Genomic DNA, 17,695 nt, shown 5'->3' on the forward strand with positions numbered 1-17,695 from the left:
GGCTGCAGCACGGGTCGGCCCAGCCCGGACCTGTATCGGCACGCAAGAAGGGTAGAACCCAGAGGTGTGACCCACGTCACGTTTTCGCCAAACCCGCGCCGCCCGACGCCCGGTTTGAGGTAAAGGAGCCGGCAATGTCCCGGCGCGTCTACCTCAACCCGGGGGGGTGCTCACTCGACGATGACGACCACGAGGTTGCGCGGTCCGTGGACCCCCTCCACTCGATTGAGCTCGATGTCGCTCGTGGCGCTGGGCCCGCTGATCCACGTGAGCGGCTGAGCGGCCCCGGCCTCGGGCCGGAGCCGTGCCACCGCGTCGGGCACATCCGGCACGACCTGCTCCTCGCGGATGACGCAGACGTGGGTGTCCGGCACGAGGGTGAGCTCGCGCCGGCCCTGGTCCGGGCCGTGGTCGAGGATGATGGTGCCGGTCACGGCGATCCCGACCTTGGCGGCGGTGACGACCGCGTCGACGGCGTCGAGCTGGGCGTGGCTCGTCGCATCTGCCTCGGGCAGCACGGTGATCGCCGCATCCAGGCCCGCTGTCCAGGCGGGGTCCAGACCACTCGGCACGACGACCGAGCGGCAGCCCAGCTGGGCCAGGGCGTCGGCGACGGTGGCAGGCACGTCAGCGGTCGCCACCCGGACGACGGTCGCCCGGTAGTCCGCCACCCTCTCGGCGAAGAGCTCCAGCGCCTCGGCGTCACTGCGGTCGTGCACCGTCCGAGCCGGCGTGACCGGACGCTGGCCCGCCGGGGTCGTCACGTCGGCGACCGCATCTCGCACCCGCTGGAGGATCTCTGCTCGCGCGCTCATCGTCCTTCTCCCTTCCCCCGCTCGCGGGTCCACCACTGGCGGAACGTCTCCTTCGGCGGTGACGGCACGTCGCGGGCGTTCGCCCAGGCACCGAGCCCGGGCACCGAGCGCAGCGTCCGCCCACCGAGAACCTTCCCGGCGGTCGTCGCCGCGCGCTGGGCCCCGGCGAGCCGGCGCGGGTCGGACAGCACCCAGGCCGCGGCCTTCATCGCCGCGGACTCCGGTGTGCGCCCTGCCTCGTCGACGACCCTGCCGCGCAGCTCGACGAGCAGCTCCGGGATGTTGATGCGCACCGGGCAGGCGTCGAAGCAGGCGCCGCAGAGGCTCGAGGCGTAGGGCAGCGACTTGTCGATGTCGCTCGCGGTGCCGCGGAGCTGCGGGTTGAGGACCGCGCCGATCGGGCCCGGATAGACCGAGCCGTACGCGTGTCCTCCCGTCCGCTCGTAGACCGGGCAGACGTTGAGGCAGGCCGAGCAGCGGATGCACCGGAGGGCCTGTCGCCCGAGCCGGTCGCCGAGGACGTGGCTGCGGCCGTTGTCGAGCAGCACGACGTGGACCTCCTGCGGCCCGTCGCCCTCGTGGACGCCACTCCACATCGTCGTGTACGGGTTCATCCGCTCGCCGGTGCTCGACCGGGGGAGCAGCTGGAGCATCGGCCCGAGGTCCTCCCAGGTCGGCAGCACCTTCTCGATGCCGACGACGGAGATGAGCGTCTCGGGCAGCGTCAGGCACATCCGGCCGTTGCCCTCGGACTCGACGACGACGAGTGTCCCCGTGTCGGCGATGGCGAAGTTGGCTCCGGAGATGCCGACCTTGGCCCGGAGGAACTTCTCCCTGAGGTGCAGCCGCGCTGCCTCCGCCAGCCGGGGCGGGTCGTCGGTGAGGTCGGTCGGGGCGGGGCGGCCGACCAGCCCCATCTCGCGGAGGAAGATCTCGCGGATCTCGCTGCGGTTGCGGTGGATCGCGGGCACGAGGATGTGGCTGGGCCGGTCGTGGCCGAGCTGCACGATGAGCTCGGCGAGGTCGGTCTCCCAGGCGTTGATGCCCGCCGCCTCGAGGGCCTCGTTGAGCTCGATCTCCTGGGTCACCATCGACTTGACCTTGACGACCTCGTCGACCTGCTTGGCCTGGACGATGTCGAGGACGATCCGGTTGGCCTCCTCGGCGTCGCGCGCCCAGTGGACGGTGGCGCCGTTGGCGGTGAGGCTGGCCTCGAGCTGCTCGAGGTAGTCGCCGAGGTGGTGCAGCGCCTCGTCCTTGAGGTCGGCGCCGGCGACCCGCAGGGCCTCCCAGTCGTCGATCTCGCGGACGACGTTGCCGCGCTTGGTGCGGATCGTGTGCGTCGCGTGCCGCAGGTTCTTGCGTTGCTGGGCGTTGGCCAGTTCCACGCGGGCCGCCTTGGGGAACTTCGGCATCCCGACGAAGGTCGGCGAGGTCTCCTGCAGGGGGGCGTATGCCGCTGGGCTCGCTCCCGCGGGACCGCTCGGTTGGGTCGTCATGCCGGGTCTCCTTCGGTCGAGGCGAGGATCTCGGCCAGGTGCATGGTGCGCACCCCGGAGCGCTGGCGACCGAGGATCCCGCCGATGTGAGCGAGGCACGAGTTGTCGCCGGCGACGACGACCTCGGCACCTGTGTCCTGGACGTTGCGCGCCTTGTCCGAGCCCATGGCGATCGAGACGTCAGGGTTCTTGACCGCGAAGGTGCCGCCGAAGCCGCAGCACTCCTCGGCTCCCGGCAGCTCCACGAGGTCGATTCCCCGGACGGCCCTGAGCAGTTGGAGGGGTCGGTCGCCGACGCGGATCATCCGCAGGGAGTGGCACGTCGGGTGGTAGGTGACCCGGTGCGGGAAGTACGCGCCGACATCGGTGACGCCGAGGACGTCGACGAGGAACTCGGACAGCTCGTAGACCTTGGGGGCGACGGCGTCGACCCGGGTCATGAGCGTCTCGTCGCCCTCGGCGATCATCCGGTGCTGCTCGCGCACCGAGCCGACGCACGATCCGGACGGCGCGACGACGGCGTCGTAGTCCCCGAACACGTCGACGAATCGACGGACGAGCGGGAGGGCCTCAGCGGCATACCCGGTGTTGGTGAACATCTGCCCGCAGCACGTCTGCTCCGTGGGGAACTCGACCCGGCACCCCAGTCGCTCGAGGAGCCGCACGGTGGCATTCGGGGTCTCGGGCCACATCGTGTCGTTGAAGCACGTGGCGAACAGTGCGACCCGCAGGTCGGTCGCTGGACGGGCGGCGGCGCTCACGGCAGCATCCACGCGAGGACCGAGGACTGCAGGCCGACGAGCAGGCACATGGCCAGGATGAGCCCGATGCTCCACGGGACGACCTTGCGGAAGATGTCGGACTCGCGCCCGAGCAGGCCGACCGCCGTCGCGGCGATGGTGAGGTTCTGCGGGCTGATCATCTTGCCCACGACGCCTCCCGAGGTGTTGGCGGCCACGAGCAGCGTCGGGTCGATGCCGATGTTCTGCGCGGCGGTCTGCTGGAGTGTCGCGAACAGGGCGTTTGCGCTCGTGTCCGAGCCGGTGACGGCCGTGCCGATCCAGCCGAGGAGCGGGCTGAGGAAGGCGAAGGCCGCGCCGGCCCCGGCGATCCACGTGCCGATCGTGATCGTCTGGCCGGACAGGTTCATCACGTAGGCCAGGGCGAGGACGGAGGCAACGGTGAGGAAGGCGAACCGCATCTTGTGGGCGGTGGCCGCGAACTCCTTGCCCCAGCCGCTGAGGCCCACGCCGTAGACGAACGCGACGATGAGCGAGCAGATCAGCAACATGGTGCCCGGGGAGCTCAGCCAGGGGAACGTGTAGGTCGCGGCGGCGCTCGGTTTGCCGGAGTGGGTCAGGACCCCTCCGGCGAGCCCGGGCCAGGGGACCTTGACGTCGGTGCCGCCGAGCCACTCCTTGACGGCGGGGATGAGCTTGGCGATCGCGAAGACCATGATGACGAGCAGGTACGGGAAGAGCGCCATCGTGATCCGCCCCGCGTTCAGCGACCGGGCCCGGGCGTCGAGCTCGGCCATCGAGGCATGGTGGTCGTCGGCGGCGAGCGGCTCGGCGGCGTGGCTCCCGGCGGATCCGGACCCGGAGGCGACGGGGGCACCGGCGCCGACCAGGGCGAGGTCGCGCTCGCGCTCCACCTGCAGCGCGTCGAGCGCCTCCTCGCGGCCCTGCGGCTGCCAGAAGCGCAGGAAGACGACGGCTGCTGCGAGGGCGCCGAGGGAGGCGATGATGTCGGTGAGCTCCACCGAGAGGTAGGTCGCGGAGAGCCACTGGAAGACGGCGAATGCGGCTCCGACGACGAGGGCGACCGGCCAGACCTGTCGCACGCCGCGGCGTCCGTCCGCCATGAGGACGAGCAGCAGCGGGACGAAGAGGGCGATGACGGGGGTCTGGTGCCCGACGTAGGCGCCGATCTCGGTGTAGGGGATCTTCGTCAGGGTGCCGGCGGTGATGATCGGGGTGCCGATCGCTCCGAAGGCGACGGGGGCGGTGTTGGCCAGCAGGACGATCGCCGCGGCCCGCAGCGGCGAGAAGCCGACGGCCATGAGCATCACGCCCGTGATCGCGACCGGTGCACCGAAGCCGGCGAGGGCCTCGAGCAGCCCACCGAAGCAGAAGGCGATGATGATCGCCTGGATGCGCGGGTCGTCGGAGATGAGGTGGAAGGTCGCGCGCAGGTCCTCGAAGTGACCGGAGCGCACGGTGATCTGGTAGAGCACGATCGCCGTGAAGACGATCCACATGATCGGGAAGAGTCCGAACGCGGCGCCCTCCGTGGCGGCGAGGGCGGCGAGCCCGACCGGCATCTCGAAGAAGAGGGAAGCGACGATGATCGCGACGGCGACCGCCGACAGGCCGGCCCAGTGGGCCTTCCAGCGGAGGACGCCGAGCGTCAGGAAGACCGTCAGGAGTGGAAGCAGGGCCACCAGGGCCGAGATGGCCAGACTGTCAGCCACCGGGGCGATGTCGGGTTGGAAGGCGCTGGGCAGGGATGCGGCGGTCACAGGTCCTCCGGGGTGCACGACGATGGGCAGGGCAGTGGTCAGACCACTGGGATGCGCACGAACGTAGGGGCTGGGGAAGTCTGCTGTCAAGTGGTCAGACCACTGACTTCCCGATCTCCGTCCCGACTGGCATGCTTCTCCCGTGTCCCTCGACGAGCCCGTCACCGAGCCGCCGGTGTCCGGCCTGCGGGCCTTCGAGAGAGTCCTCCACTGGGTCGACGAGCGCATCCTCAGCGGCGACCTCGGCGTCGGTGACCACCTGCCCCCCGAGCGTGAGCTGGCCCGCCTGCTCGAGGTGAGCCGGGCCGCCGTCCGAGAGGCGGTCCGCACGCTGCAGGCGCAAGGGGTCGCCCGGTCCGCAGTCGGCACCGGGGCGACCGCCGGCACGACCATCACCTCCGTCTCCGCCCACGCGCTGACCCGGCTGCTGCGCCTCCACGTCGCGTTGGCCAACTTCCCGCTTCCAGACGTGGTCGAGGTCCGAATCAGCTTGGAACGGTTGAGCGCCCGCCTCGCCGCGACGCACGCGTCCGCGGAGGACCTGGCGGCAATGCGCCACGCCCTGGACGTGATGGCGGAGCCGGGCATCACGCGCGAGCGCTTCAACGACGCCGACACCGCCTTCCACGTCGCCATCGCAGCGGCGGCCGGCAACCTCCTCGCCGCCGACATGACGGTCGCGATCCGCGAGTCGATGCGCCTGCCGATCCTCGACCGCTTCCGCCGGCTCGCCGCCTGGGAGGACGTCGTGGCCGACCTGAGCCGCGACCACGAGGCCATCTACGCCGCGATCTCCGGGGGCCGCGCGGACGAGGCGGAGCTGGCGGTCGAGTCCCATGTCCGCTCGGCCTGGCAGACCCTCACCGCCACGGAGCAGTCGTGACCCCGGCCGGTGGAGCCGAGGCCCTCGCTGGGGTGTCATGGCGCCGGCGGGCGGGCTCATCGCCTCGGCCGTGCTGCATCGTCACTGGGGGGTGAGGGCAGTCGCCTCCGGCTCGGGAAACAGCCGGCTCAGCAGGTCGGCCAACGTGACGACCCCGCTCGTGGCGCCGCCATCGGTGACGACGGCGAGCTGGGTGCGCGTCTCTCGCAGCTGCCGGAGCGCGGCATAGACGGGGGTGGACCCCTCGAGCAGGAGGACGGGCCGCATCAGGGACTCGACCGGTCGCTCCGACGGGACGGTAAGGGTCTCGCGGACGTGGACCACACCAGCGACACCCGTATCGTCGCCGACGAGGATCCGCAGGTGGCCGGACGCGAGGGTTGCTCGCTGGACCTCCGCGGCGCTCGACCCCGGCGCCACCATGGTGGCTGCTGAGCTCGGGCCGAGGAGGTCCCGGAGCGTCAGGGTCTCCAGCTCGAGGGCGCCCGTCAGCCGGGTCGAGTAGCTCGCATCGAGCGCGCCGACGTTGACCGAGTGCTCGACCAGGTGCAGGAGCGCGTCGGGACTCTGGCCCGAGGACACCTGGTCCGAGGGCTCGACCCCGAACCGGCGGAGGATGGCGTTCGCGCTCGAGTTGAGGGACCGGAGGAGCGGGCGGGTCAGCCACATGAAGCCGCGCATCGGCAGCGCCAGCAGGGTCGCCGACCGCTCCGGGTGGGCGATGGCCCAGGACTTGGGTGCCATCTCGCCGATGACGAGGTGCAGGAAGGTGACGATGACGAGCGCGAGGACGAAGCCGGCCACGTCGGCCGCCCAGAACGGCAGGCCCCGGGCCTCGAACGCCGGGGTGAGCCAGTGGTGCACGGCGGGCTTGGTGATCGCACCGAGGGCGAGCGTGCAGACGGTGATGCCGAGCTGGGACCCGGCGAGGAGCAGGGTCAGCTCGTTGGCGCTGCGGAGCGCGGCCCGCGCCGCGCGGCTGGACGCGGCCGCGTCCTCGAGGCGGTGCCGCTTCGCGGCGATGAGGGCGAACTCGACGGCGACGAAGAAGGCGCTGAGCGCGATGATGGCGATCGTGGCCAGAATGACCGAGAGGCTCACGTCAGGTCCTCCCCGTCCCCGACGGTGAGGCGCAGCAGGGACGGCACGTGACGCTTGACCTCGAGCACCTCCGCCGTGACGAACCGTCGTCGAGGCGTGTCCTCGGCGAGGAGGTCGGCGGGATCGGGCTCCAGCTGGATCTGCACCGTCTGGCCCACGTCTGGAAGGTCCCCGAGCTGGGCGATGACCAGTCCGGCGATGGTCTCGTAGTCCCCACCGGGAAGCTCTCGTCCGAGGGCACGCTCGACCTCGTCGACGTGGACGTCACCGGGCATGACCCATGTCCCGTCGTCGGCGAGCACGGGCTCGTTCGGCGCAGCGGGGTCGTGCTCGTCGGTGATCTCGCCGACGAGCTCCTCGGCCAGGTCCTCGACGGTGATGATGCCGGCGAACCCGCCGTACTCGTCGACGACGCAGGCGAGCTTGTCGCCGGTCGAGGCCAGCTCCTTGAGCACCTCGGGCAGCCGCATGAGCGTGGGAACGAGAACCGCCGGGCGCGCGAGGTCGGCGGCCGGGGTGTCCGGTGGCGCCGTGGTCGAGAGGATGTCGTCGAGGTGGACGACGCCGACGATGTCGCCCGTGTGGTCGAGCACGGGGTAGCGGGAGTGCCCGGTCGCCATCAGCTGGCGCACCCTGCCCAGGCTGGCCGACTCGGGGACGACGTCGACCCGCGTGCGGGGGATCATCGCGTGCTCGGCGTCCTGTCGGGGGAAGTCGAGGATCCGGTCGAGCAGGACCGACAGGTCCGGCGGTAGGTCGCCCGACTCGCTCGACTCGGCGACGATGTGCTCCAGGTCGCGCGGGGTCGCCGAGTGCTCCACGTCGTGGACGGGCTCGATGCGCAGGACCCGCAGGAGCAGGTTGGAGGCCTGGTCGAAGACCCAGATCAACCAGCCGAAGGCGGTCAGGTAGACCAGCGTGGACCGGGAGAGAACCCGGGCGAGGGGCTCCGACCGGGCGATCGCGAGGTTCTTCGGCACGAGCTCGCCGAAGAGCATCTGCACGAGCGTCGAGACGAGGAGGGCGATGACCGTCCCCACCGCGATGCCCACGCCGGTCGGCACCCCGCTCCAGCCGAGCATCTCTCCGAGGGCCTCGCCGATGAGTGGCTCGGCGACGTAGCCGACAAGCAGTCCGGTGACGGTGATGCCGAGCTGTGCGCCCGAGAGCATGAAGGAGGTGCGACGGGTCACCCGCAGAGCCCGTTCGGCCACGGCGTCGCCGGACCCGGCAAGCGCTCCGAGACGGGACCGGTCGACCGCCATGTAGGCGAACTCCTGGGCGACGAAGTACGCCGTCGCGGCGGTGATGAGCAGCACGACGAGCAGTCCGAGGACGAGGGACAGCAGGGGGCTCATCGCGGCATCACCCCTCCATCATGGTGCCAGCGGGACCACCGCGCCGATTCGCGTGAGCCCCCGAGAGGCCGCTGTCTCGCCCGTCCGGCACGCCCGCAACGTCGCCCACCGGCAGGGGGCTGGTGTGATCGCTGGCACTCGGGCGCGCCAGCGGATACCCCCGTGGGTAGCCTCGATGGATCGAGTCCCGTTGGTTGCGGTGTTCCGGCAGGGGCCGGGTCCAAGGAGGCGGTGTTGCCATGAGTATCCAGACTGACGAACCGGGCCTGCGCACTGGTCACGACTTCGAGTGTCCGGTGGTCCGGGCCACCGAGGGCAGTGATGCCTACGACGTCTCGGGCCTGTTGCAGCACACCGGTCGGGTGACCCTCGACCCGGGCTTCGTCAACACGGCGTCCTGCCGCTCGGCCATCACGTTCATCGACGGGGATGCCGGCATCCTGCGCTACCGCGGGTACCCCATCGAGCAGCTGGCGGAGGGCTCCACCTTCCTCGAGACCTCCTACCTGCTCATCTACGGCGACCTGCCGAGCGCGGCCGAGCTCGAGGCCTTCGATGCACGGATCCGGCGGCACACGCTCCTCCACGAGGACCTGCGCAGGTTCTTCGACGGCTTCCCGCGGGACGCCCACCCGATGCCGGTGCTCTCCTCGGCCGTGTCGGCGCTGTCGACCTTCTACCAGGACAGCCTCGACCCCTTCGACGCCGAGCAGGTCGACCTGTCGACGGTTCGCCTCCTGGCGAAGCTGCCGACGATCGCGGCCTACGCTCACAAGAAGAGCATGGGCCAGCCGCTGCTCTACCCGGACAACTCCCTCTCGCTGGTGGAGAACTTCCTGCGGATGTCGTTCGGTTTCCCTGCCGAGCCCTACGAGCTCGACCCGATCAAGGTCAAGGCGCTCGACCAGCTGCTCATCCTCCATGCCGACCACGAGCAGAACTGCTCGACCTCGACGGTGCGGATGGTCGGCTCCTCCCATGCCAACCTGTTCGCCTCGGTGTCCGCCGGGATCAACGCGTTGTTCGGTCCCCTCCACGGCGGCGCCAACCAGGCGGTGCTCGACATGCTCGAGGGGATCAGGGCCGAGGGCGGGGACGTCGCGGACTTCGTCCGGAGGGTCAAGGACAACCAGTCCCGCGTCCGGCTGATGGGCTTCGGCCACCGCGTCTACAAGAACTACGACCCGCGGGCGGCGATCATCAAGCGGACCGCCGACGAGGTCCTCGAGGGGTTGGGCCAGCGTGGCGAGCTGCTCGACATCGCTCTCGAGCTCGAGCAGCGGGCGCTGTCCGACGACTACTTCATCGAGCGCAAGCTCTATCCGAACGTCGACTTCTACACCGGCCTGATCTACCGCGCCCTGGGCTTCCCGCCCAAGATGTTCACGGTGCTCTTCGCCCTCGGCCGGCTGCCCGGCTGGATCGCCCAGTGGCACGAGATGATCCAGGACCCCGAGCTGAAGATCGCCCGGCCGCGCCAGCTGTACGTCGGTCCCACCGAGCGCGAGTTCACGCCGCTGAGCCGCCGCTGACGGGCCCGCTCACTCGCCGGTGTCCAGCCCCTGCCGCCAGGAGAGCCGGCCACCGGTCTTGAGCAGCGCCCGACGGTAGACCCGTTCGCCGATGGTCATGGTCAGGGCAGCGAACCCCACGAGCAGGGCCAGGGCGACGACCGGCTCCCACCAGGCGGCAGCGCCGCCGATGACGCGGGCGGGCATGGCGATGACGGACAGGATCGGCACGAAGGACGCGACCTGCAGTGCCGTGCCACTGAGGCCGAAGCTGGCGAAGTACACGAGCAGGAGCAGCATCGTCATGGGGGCCGTCGTGCTCTGCAGGTCCTCGTTGCGGGAGGCGAGCGCGCCGGCCACCGCGTAGAGGCAGGCCATGGCGAGGAAGCCGACGGCGAAGAACACGACGAACCAGCCGACCGCCGGCCCCACCGCGGGCAGTGCCGTCGCGAAGTCGGTGAAGGAGACCGCGGCGAGGCCGATGATGCAGTAGAGGACGACCTGGGCCAGGGCGATCACCGAGTTGCCGACGATCTTGCCGACGAGCAGCTGCCGCAGTGGAATGGCCGTCGCGATGATCTCGACGAGCCGTGACTCCTTCTCCACGATGACGCTGCCGGCGATCTGGAACCCGAACATCATCGCGGCGAAGTAGAACACGAGGGCGAAGGCGAACGTCGCGCCCATGACGGCGGCGGAGCTGTCGGCATTGCCGTCGAGCCGGTCGCTCGTCAGTGCGGCTCCGCGCAGGAGCGCCTCCGCGGTGGTGCCGACGGCGGCCGCGTTCGTCGCGATGGCATGGGCACGAACGGCGTCCTGCACGGCCGTCGTGACGGTCGGGTCCAGCTCCTCCGTCGAGGTCAGGGTCCACCCGGACGGCGTGGGGTGCAGCCACGCGTCGGCCCGGCCCTCCCGGATCGCGGCCCGGGCGTCCGATGCTCCCGCGACGGGCAGCGCGGTGAGGGTCACCCGGTCGTCGACCGCGTGGACGGCGGAGCCGGCTGCCGCCACGACCGAGGTGGCAGGACCCCCGGTGACGGCGATGGCGTGCCCGGACGTCCGGCTTCCCTCCCACAGCTGGAAGCCGGCGAAGCCGGCGATGAACAGCACGGTGAGGAGGGTGGACATGAGGAACGTGCGGTTGGTGACGCGAACCTGGATCTCCCGCGTCGCCACGAGCACCCATGGCGCCGTGGCGGATTGCGTATGCCGCTGGGCCGGCTCCTCGGCCTCCGTGCCCTCGCGCCGGTGCTGGGTGGTCGTCATGCCGTGACCTCTCGGTAGATCTGGGCCAGGCTCGGCCGCTCGGGGGAGTACTGACGGACGTCGCCACGGTCCAGGGCTGCGGCGAGAAGCCGGTGCTCGGAGGCCGGGTCGAGGAGCTCGAGCAGCACGGACGGCCCCTCGAGGTCGACGACGTGCACTCCTGGCAGGTCGCGCACCCAGCCCGCGTCGCCGCCGAGGACGAGGCGGTGTCGAAGCAGCGACCCCGCCCGCAGGTCGTCGGGTGTCCCGTCGGCGACGACCTTCCCGGACCTGAGGATGACGAGCCGATCGCAGAGCCGCTCGACGAGCTCGAGCTGGTGCGAGGAGAAGAGGACCGGCACGCCGCGAGCCGTGTGCTCGCGCAGGAGGTCGGCCATGCCGTCGACGGCGAGCGGGTCGAGACCGCTGAACGGCTCGTCGAGGACGAGGGCCTGCGGGCGGCCCATGAGCGCGGCGACGATCTGGACGCGCTGCTGGTTGCCGAGCGAGAGCTTCTCGACATGGTCTCGGGACCGGCCGGCCAGGCCCAGCACCTCCAGGTGGTCGAGGACGGTCCTCTTCGCCGCCGCGGCCGAGAGACCGCGGAGCCGTCCGAGGTAGACCAGCTGGTCGAGGACGGGCTGCTTCGGGTAGAGGCCGCGCTCCTCGGGCATGTAGCCGAACGTCCTGCGGTCTTCCCGGGTGACCGGGCGGCCACGCCAGAGGACCTCCCCGCTCGTCATGGCCAGGACTCCCATGACCATGCGCATCGTCGTCGTCTTGCCCGCTCCGTTGCCCCCCACGAAGCCGGTGAGAAGCCCCGAGCGCACCTCGAAGCTGATCTCGTCGACGGCGCGAAGGTCGCCGAACAGCCGTGTGAGGCGGCGCAGCTCGAGGTCCCCGCCCTCGACGCCCTGATGGTTGGTCGTGTCCATGACGGCAACGGTAGGGGGCCGCCCGGTTCCCGCGGATCAGCCGCCGGGGGGAGGTCCGGGGTCCGCCGCGCGGGGGAGCGCGACACCGACCTGAGATCAGGACGGGCCCGACTCCCGCACCCGGGTGACGAGGCCGGTCTCGAAGGCGACGACGACCGCCTGGACGCGGTCCCGGATGTGGAGCTTGGCGAAGACGTTGGACAGGTGGGTCTTGACCGTCGCCTCACCGACGTACAGCTCGGCGGCGATCTCGCGGTTGGACAGGCCGCGCCCGACCAGCGCGAGCACCTCGAGCTCGCGAGGAGTGAGTGCCTCGAGACGCGGATCCCGTTGGGGCGCGGTGCGGCCGGTGGGGTGATCATCGGGGGTTCGGCGCGTCGGGCTCGACCTGGTGAGCTGCTCGATGACGCGTCGGGTCACCTCCGGCGCGAGGAGTGCATGGCCCTCCGCCACCGTGCGGACGCCGTCGACGAGGTGGCTGGGATCGGAGTTCTTGAGCAGGAAGCCGCTCGCGCCCGCCGCCAGGCCGGCGAAGACGTAGTCGTCGCGGTCGAACGTCGTCAGGATGAGCACCTTTGCGGCGTCGGTGCTCACGATCTCGCGAGTCGCGGCGATCCCGTCCATGACGGGCATCTGCACGTCCATGAGCACGACGTCCGGCCGCAGGTGCCGGGCGAGCGCAACGGCGTCGCGGCCGTTGGCCGCCTCGCCGACGACCGCGATGTCCTCCTCCACCCCGAGGATGAGGGCGAACCCAGAGCGCACCAGCTGCTGGTCGTCGACGAGGAGCACGCGGATCACGAGCGCGACCCCGCGGTGGCGTCGACGACCGAGCCCAGCGGCATACGGACCCTGACGCGGTAGCCGCCGGTCACCCGGGGGCCGATCTCGCTCACCCCGCCATGGGTGGCGAGGCGCTCACGGACGCCCAGCAGGCCGAGACCGGACCCTGACGTGCCCGAGCGGGGACGGCCGTTGTCGACGACCTCGACCTCGGCGTACCCCTGGGGGAACTGGGGGTGGGCGCAGGACTCGACGCGGACGGAGACGCTTGCGGTCGAGGCGGTGGAGTGCCGGCGCACGTTGGCGAGGGCTTCCTGCACGGTGCGGTAGAGGGAGAGCCCGACCGGAGCGGGAACGGCAGCCAGCGCGCCGGGTGGGTTCTCGACCACGTCGTACCTGACGGCCAGCCCCGGGGTGGAGGCACTCGCTGCGAGGGCGGCCACATCCGCGAGACCCGGCTCGGGCGCCCTGGCGAGGTCCGGGTCCTCGGAGTCGTCGCTGGAGCGGAGCGTCCCGAGGAGGGCACGCATCTGGGCGACCCCCTCACGCGAGGACGCCTCGACGGCCTGCAGGGCCGTCTCCGCGACGACGGGGTCGCGGCGCAGCGTCCGCCGCGCCGCGGCAGCCTGGATGCCGGTCACCGAGACGTGGTGGGCGACGACGTCGTGCAGCTCGCGGGCGATGCGCAGGCGCTCCTCGACGACGGCACGGCGCTTGAGGTCGGTGGCCTGCTGCTCGATGGTGCGCGCCTGCTCGACCAGGCGTTCGCGCCGCTGGGCGGCGCGCCAGGCGGTCTGGCCGCCGACGATCGCACCGCCGAAGTAGAGGACGTTGATGATGACCGTGTAGAGCAGGTAGGCGGGGATGGGACCGAAGAGGCCCTGCTGCTCGAGCGGCCCGTCGGAGCGGCTCAGGATCTCTGCGACCCCGTTGCCCACCCCGAACTGCCACACGACGGAGCCCGCCATCGCGAGCACGATGCCCGCCACGACCATGAGCATGGCCCGCCGGTCCCGTGCCCAGGCGACACCGGTGAACAGGGCGAAGAAGTAGGCCACCTGCATCGTGATCGACACCGCGACCCCGGGAGCAGCCATGCCGACGACGAGCATGTGCAGCGACAGGACGGCCGCCACCGCGAGCGGCCAGCGCCGCCGCCAGGCGAGCGGGATGGTCCCGGTGGCCACCATCACGTGCTGCAGCCAGATCGGCCCGGACGGGTCGCCGAGCCCATCGATGCTCCGCAGCAGCTCGAGGCCGAGCAGCCCGTCGACCAGGAACACGGCCGCGACGACGGCGTCGACCCGGAAGGTCCGCCTCGGGTCGGGGGGCACGCGTTCCCAGTCGGAGTCGACCCCGAACCACGCCGCGACCCGAGCGGGCCCGGCGCGCCAGCCTCGCGCTCGTTCCCCCGGCCTGCTCATGGGGCACAGCCTAGGCAGTCGAGGGGCCCGGGTGATCCCCCTTCCGATGGAGGGAGGGCCCGGTTGTCAGCACGGGGGCGCTGCTAGCGGAAGCGGGCGGGGGAGAGCAGGGCGGAATCCAGCCCGAGGTGCGTGAGGTCGTCCGGGGGTGCTTCGCCGCGAAGAAGGCTCGCGGCGAAGCGGGCCGTGGCCGGTGCCGTCTGGATGCCGTAGCCGCCCTGTCCGGCGAGCCAGAAGAAGCCGTCAGCCGTGGGATCGAGACCGACGACGAACTGCTCGTCGGGGGCGAAGGTGCGCAGCCCGGCCCACGACGTCCTGACCGAGCGTGCGGTCAAGGTCGTCCTCGCGCGGATCTCGTCCAGCGCCCTGGCGATCTCGAGCGTGTCCGGCTTGACGTCGCCCGGCTCACAGGGCGTCCGGTCGGCGGGGGAGCAGAGGAACTGCTGCCCTTCGGGCTTGACGTAGAAGGTCTCGTCGGCGTCGTAGAGCAGCGGGAGGTGCTGGGGGTGCTGGGGGTGCCGGGGGTGCTGGGGCTCCGCCACGCCGTCCCCCGAGACCATGAAGACGGTGCGTCTCCTCGGGGTGAGTCCCACGGGTTCGCAGCCGGCCGCGGCCGCAACCTGGTCGGCCCACGCGCCGGCCGCGTTGACGATGACGCGGCCGCGAGCGACCAACCCGTCGCGGTCGCTCTCCTCCCCTCGCTGCGAGGCGTGGACGTCCCAGCCGTCCAGCGAGCGACGCAGGTGGGTCACCCGCGCCTGCCGAACGATGGTGCCCCCGCGGCCTCGGAGGCCGTTGACGTAACCCTGGTGGAGGGCGTGGACATCCAGCTCCATCGCGTGCGGCTCGTACAGCCCGCTGGCAACGGCACCCCGTCGGAGGATCGGGCAGAGCGCCTCGGCCTGCGCGGCGTCGACCCTGGACGCGTCGGTGACGAGCGGGCGGACCTGCTCGTAGAGGGTGTCGATGACCGTGCCGTTGCCGGCCCGGGCGACCTGGAGCAGGGGACGCGGAGCCATCAGCGGCCGGCCGAAGCCGTCGGGCGGGTCCTCGAGGAACGCCCGGCTCCCCATGGTCAGGGCGCGAACCTGCGCGCCGCCGTAGGTCTCCAGGTACATCGCCGCGGACCTGCCGGTGGCATGGTGAGCCAGCGTCGACTCCATCTCGAGGAGCAGGACGGTGTGGTCGAGCGCCAGCTCGTACGCGACGGAGACCCCGGCCATCCCGCCCCCGACGACGACCACGTCGTAGGAGTCGGGCGTGGTGGCTCTCGCCTCGGTCGTCACCGCGCCACTCAACCACGACGCGGTGCATCGCTTCCAGCCGCCCGAGCGCAGCCGGGTGGCGCGACTCAGCGGGAGCCTGACGCCCTCACCGCGGTCCGCCCCTCGGGAGGTCAGGCGGCTCTGGGAGCGAGCCCAGCGGCATACGGCTGCCCTGTGCCGGTGGGATCCGGAAGCCGGCGTGGCGCACTCGGACTCGGCCAGCGCGGAGGTTGCGAATCCACTGCCGCCCCTCGCCCTGCCGCCGACCTTGCCGCCAGTACGCCCATACACCCACACGGCCGCGGCCTTGCCGGCCTTCGAGAACCGCTGTGCCATCGACGCCATGTGATCCTCGCTCGCTCGCTGGAGCCGGGTGCCTAGGTCGCCGTCGGGACGCGGCGGTGAGGGTCGTGCTCGTCGTCCACCGTGTCGGGCGGGTGGGGTGCGACAAGGCCGGCGACGACGATCGCCAGGACCAGGGTGACGACCGCTGGTGTCTCCCCGTACTGACTCTGCACCCAGCCGGCCGTCGTCACGGCGCCGAGCCGTGTCGCGAGGAACGACCAACCGGCGGGAGCCGTGAGGGTCCATCGGACGGCCTGCCCGCTGCCTCGCCAGCTGCGGAAGCCGTACCTCTGCACCTGCCAACCTTATCGGCGGCGATCGGCCGGCGTGATGGGTCGCGTCAGCTCCAGCTGGAACGAGTCAATCGTGTTCTCGGGTCCTTCACGGGTCCTGCAGAGCGCAAGGACCAATCGACCGCCCGAGTCGCGGAGCCGAAAAATGGGGTCTGACCTGCGGAAACGGGTTGGTGCCCCCGGCAGGATTCGAACCTGCGACACCCGCTTTAGGAGGTCCACATCACCTCCCGAGGGCGCAAGCCCGTGACCTGCGGAAACGTCGTGTCAGGCTGTGTGCCAACGGTTTTCAGGTCTTCAGTGGCGTGTGTGGTCTGCGAGTGTTTGACGCTGTGTTGGGAGTTCTGGCGGAATCTGGGCGGAGCGCCGCTGGCCCGGGGAGGAAGTGTGCTTGGTGGGAGCCGTCGAGGGTCTCAGCCACTGGGTGGGCTGGCCGACCGGGCGTCCTCGACCAGCTGGACCGCTGCCCGCGCGGCCTTCTTGACGTCGGCGGCGCTGGCTGGGGTGTGGCTGTATCCCGCTTTGGTCTTCAGCCCGAGCAGGGTGGCGAGGTGTCGGTGCGAGGCGGCGCCTGCCTTCTTGAGCAGGGCGACGGCTTCGGCGTGATTGTCCCCGGTGGCGTGCAGCCCAAGACGCGCGCAGCAGATTACGTCGGAGGCTGCGATGCCGGCGTGGACGTAGAGCGTCACGACAGCGTCGCGAAGCTGCCCGTCGTCGTCGAGGAGGGAGACGTCCTCGGCGGCTTGGAGGAATCCTTCGGCCTTGGCCAGCCGGCCACGACGGACCTCGGGGGAGCAGTTTCGGGTGCCCATGGGTCACCTCGCCCTTCGGGGCCGTGCGCGGCGCTGGAACCAGGACCGCTCGCCGGCAACCGTGATGCCGCTGTCCAGGATGTCGAGCAGGACCGGCTCGCCGCGCGCCGCGTCGAGCTCGGTGAGCGTGTACACGAGCGGGCGCAGGTCGTTGCCCGTGCACGCGCTGACCGTGCTGACCAGGTGTTCCAGCTGTGTGTCCCACATGTCGTCCGGGCCGTCCGAGCGCACGAGGAGCAGGTCGATGTCACTGTCCGTGCGCATGGTGCCGCGACCGGCCGAGCCGAACACCGCGGCGTATGCCGCGGGCTGGTCCCACGCGGCCAGCAGCCGCTCGAGTCGGGCAAGGAACGTCGCGCGTAGCCCCGCTAAGGCCATGATCGGCTCCGCCGCGAGATGCGCCCGGTTGAGCCGGTAGGCGAACGCGGGACCGACCCGCTCGGCCGAAACGATCCCCTGGGCGGTGAGCCGCCGCAGGACCTTGCGGATCCCTTCCTCGGAGCCCTCGCCGAGGACCCTGGTCAGCTGGCCGGTCGTGAAGGGTCCGTCGGCCGCAGCCAGCGCGGCCAGGACCGGCCCGTCGAGCGTCGGTGTGACCACCGCCAGCGGGTTTGAGAACTGCACCGGTGAACCTCTCTCCTCACGTCGGGCTTGCGCTTGGCGTCCAACTTTAGTACGGGAGGCCCAACTATTCTAAGTAGAGGCGGGCGCGTGCCGCGGCAGCCATCGCTACGTGCATACCCCTGCGGGCGATGTCCCGTTTTCGGCCGCCACGGTGCGAATGGTGGTCGGGCGAGACGTCGTGGTCCTCTCGATACGAGCCAGCCCGCTCGACGGGGAGAACGTGGCATGCGGCAGCGTCACACCGCCCACTTGGACGCACATCTCAGGCGCTGACTGGTCCA

At 71.1% G+C, this 17,695-nt stretch carries 16 protein-coding genes; 2 read left to right on the forward strand and 14 right to left on the reverse strand.

The window, feature by feature from the left end; all coding sequences use genetic code 11:
- Positions 1 to 170 precede the first annotated feature (170 nt).
- From ABWV20_RS03995 to ABWV20_RS04010, 4 genes are read right to left on the reverse strand one after another with little or no spacing between them, the layout of a single operon-like run.
- Positions 171 to 815 (reverse strand): LutC/YkgG family protein, encoded by a 645-nt coding sequence (locus tag ABWV20_RS03995; RefSeq protein ID WP_353353528.1) that lies wholly within the window; start codon positions 813 to 815, stop codon positions 171 to 173.
- A complete protein-coding gene (locus tag ABWV20_RS04000; RefSeq protein WP_353353529.1) occupies positions 812 to 2,314 on the reverse strand; it encodes a LutB/LldF family L-lactate oxidation iron-sulfur protein in 1,503 nt (500 codons plus the stop codon). The genes ABWV20_RS03995 and ABWV20_RS04000 overlap by 4 nt, the downstream gene beginning before the upstream one ends.
- On the reverse strand, positions 2,311 to 3,075 hold the full coding sequence (locus ABWV20_RS04005) for a (Fe-S)-binding protein (protein ID WP_353353530.1): 765 nt from the start codon (positions 3,073 to 3,075) through the stop codon (positions 2,311 to 2,313). The genes ABWV20_RS04000 and ABWV20_RS04005 overlap by 4 nt, the downstream gene beginning before the upstream one ends.
- Positions 3,072 to 4,835, reverse strand: a complete 1,764-nt coding sequence (locus ABWV20_RS04010; protein ID WP_353353531.1) for an L-lactate permease — start codon at positions 4,833 to 4,835, stop codon at positions 3,072 to 3,074. Before ABWV20_RS04010 ends, ABWV20_RS04005 begins: the two co-directional genes overlap by 4 nt.
- A 142-nt stretch (positions 4,836 to 4,977) precedes the next feature.
- Between ABWV20_RS04010 and ABWV20_RS04015 the strand changes: the two genes are divergently transcribed.
- Complete coding sequence (locus tag ABWV20_RS04015; protein WP_353353532.1) at positions 4,978 to 5,718, forward strand: FadR/GntR family transcriptional regulator; 741 nt, start codon at positions 4,978 to 4,980, stop codon at positions 5,716 to 5,718.
- Positions 5,719 to 5,799: 81 nt separating this feature from the next.
- On the opposite strand, the gene ABWV20_RS04020 is transcribed toward ABWV20_RS04015, so the two are convergent.
- On the reverse strand, positions 5,800 to 6,819 hold the full coding sequence (locus tag ABWV20_RS04020) for a hemolysin family protein (protein ID WP_353353533.1): 1,020 nt from the start codon (positions 6,817 to 6,819) through the stop codon (positions 5,800 to 5,802).
- Complete coding sequence (locus ABWV20_RS04025; protein WP_353353534.1) at positions 6,816 to 8,177, reverse strand: hemolysin family protein; 1,362 nt, start codon at positions 8,175 to 8,177, stop codon at positions 6,816 to 6,818. Before ABWV20_RS04025 ends, ABWV20_RS04020 begins: the two co-directional genes overlap by 4 nt.
- Positions 8,178 to 8,416: 239 nt before the next feature.
- Here ABWV20_RS04025 and ABWV20_RS04030 point away from each other — a divergent pair, with 239 nt between their 5' ends.
- Positions 8,417 to 9,709, forward strand: a complete 1,293-nt coding sequence (locus ABWV20_RS04030; RefSeq protein WP_353353535.1) for a citrate synthase — start codon at positions 8,417 to 8,419, stop codon at positions 9,707 to 9,709.
- 9 nt (positions 9,710 to 9,718) lie between these two features.
- On the opposite strand, the gene ABWV20_RS04035 is transcribed toward ABWV20_RS04030, so the two are convergent.
- The 8 genes from ABWV20_RS04035 to ABWV20_RS04070 form a co-directional block, all read right to left on the reverse strand.
- Positions 9,719 to 10,954: an ABC transporter permease gene (locus ABWV20_RS04035; protein ID WP_353353536.1), complete on the reverse strand. Its 1,236-nt coding sequence runs from the start codon at positions 10,952 to 10,954 to the stop codon at positions 9,719 to 9,721.
- The gene (locus ABWV20_RS04040) at positions 10,951 to 11,868 is read right to left on the reverse strand and encodes an ABC transporter ATP-binding protein (RefSeq protein ID WP_353353537.1); all 918 of its coding nucleotides are present in this window, start codon (positions 11,866 to 11,868) and stop codon (positions 10,951 to 10,953) included. Before ABWV20_RS04040 ends, ABWV20_RS04035 begins: the two co-directional genes overlap by 4 nt.
- A gap of 96 nt (positions 11,869 to 11,964) precedes the next feature.
- A complete protein-coding gene (locus ABWV20_RS04045; protein WP_353353538.1) occupies positions 11,965 to 12,669 on the reverse strand; it encodes a response regulator transcription factor in 705 nt (234 codons plus the stop codon).
- Entirely contained in the window at positions 12,666 to 14,075 is a 1,410-nt protein-coding gene (locus tag ABWV20_RS04050; protein ID WP_353353539.1) for a sensor histidine kinase, read from the reverse strand. The genes ABWV20_RS04045 and ABWV20_RS04050 overlap by 4 nt, the downstream gene beginning before the upstream one ends.
- Before the next feature lie 83 nt (positions 14,076 to 14,158).
- Positions 14,159 to 15,361 carry an NAD(P)/FAD-dependent oxidoreductase gene (locus ABWV20_RS04055; protein ID WP_353353540.1) on the reverse strand — a complete coding sequence of 401 codons (1,203 nt, stop codon included), beginning with the start codon at positions 15,359 to 15,361 and terminating at the stop codon, positions 14,159 to 14,161.
- A gap of 356 nt (positions 15,362 to 15,717) precedes the next feature.
- On the reverse strand, positions 15,718 to 15,981 hold the full coding sequence (locus tag ABWV20_RS04060; protein WP_353353541.1) for a hypothetical protein: 264 nt from the start codon (positions 15,979 to 15,981) through the stop codon (positions 15,718 to 15,720).
- A 410-nt stretch (positions 15,982 to 16,391) separates the two neighbouring features.
- Positions 16,392 to 16,790, reverse strand: coding sequence for a hypothetical protein (locus ABWV20_RS04065; protein ID WP_353353542.1), 399 nt, complete (start codon positions 16,788 to 16,790; stop codon positions 16,392 to 16,394).
- A gap of 3 nt (positions 16,791 to 16,793) precedes the next feature.
- Positions 16,794 to 17,414, reverse strand: coding sequence for a nucleotidyltransferase domain-containing protein (locus tag ABWV20_RS04070; protein ID WP_353353543.1), 621 nt, complete (start codon positions 17,412 to 17,414; stop codon positions 16,794 to 16,796).
- Between the last annotated feature and the right edge of the window lie 281 nt (positions 17,415 to 17,695).

The sequence above is a fragment of the Intrasporangium sp. DVR genome (genome assembly GCF_040365325.1).
GTDB lineage: Bacteria > Actinomycetota > Actinomycetes > Actinomycetales > Dermatophilaceae > Intrasporangium.

Bases quoted from the DNA above. Each gene is read 5' to 3' on its own strand.
- ABWV20_RS04050 (WP_353353539.1), bottom strand. From the start codon at position 14,075: ATGAGCAGGCCGGGGGAACGAGCGCGAGGCTGGCGCGCCGGGCCCGCT.
- ABWV20_RS04000 (WP_353353529.1), bottom strand. From the start codon at position 2,314: ATGACGACCCAACCGAGCGGTCCCGCGGGAGCGAGCCCAGCGGCATAC.
- ABWV20_RS04030 (WP_353353535.1), top strand. From the start codon at position 8,417: ATGAGTATCCAGACTGACGAACCGGGCCTGCGCACTGGTCACGACTTC.
- ABWV20_RS04040 (WP_353353537.1), bottom strand. From the start codon at position 11,868: ATGGACACGACCAACCATCAGGGCGTCGAGGGCGGGGACCTCGAGCTG.
- ABWV20_RS04025 (WP_353353534.1), bottom strand. From the start codon at position 8,177: ATGAGCCCCCTGCTGTCCCTCGTCCTCGGACTGCTCGTCGTGCTGCTC.
- ABWV20_RS04065 (WP_353353542.1), bottom strand. From the start codon at position 16,790: ATGGGCACCCGAAACTGCTCCCCCGAGGTCCGTCGTGGCCGGCTGGCC.
- ABWV20_RS04035 (WP_353353536.1), bottom strand. From the start codon at position 10,954: ATGACGACCACCCAGCACCGGCGCGAGGGCACGGAGGCCGAGGAGCCG.
- ABWV20_RS03995 (WP_353353528.1), bottom strand. From the start codon at position 815: ATGAGCGCGCGAGCAGAGATCCTCCAGCGGGTGCGAGATGCGGTCGCC.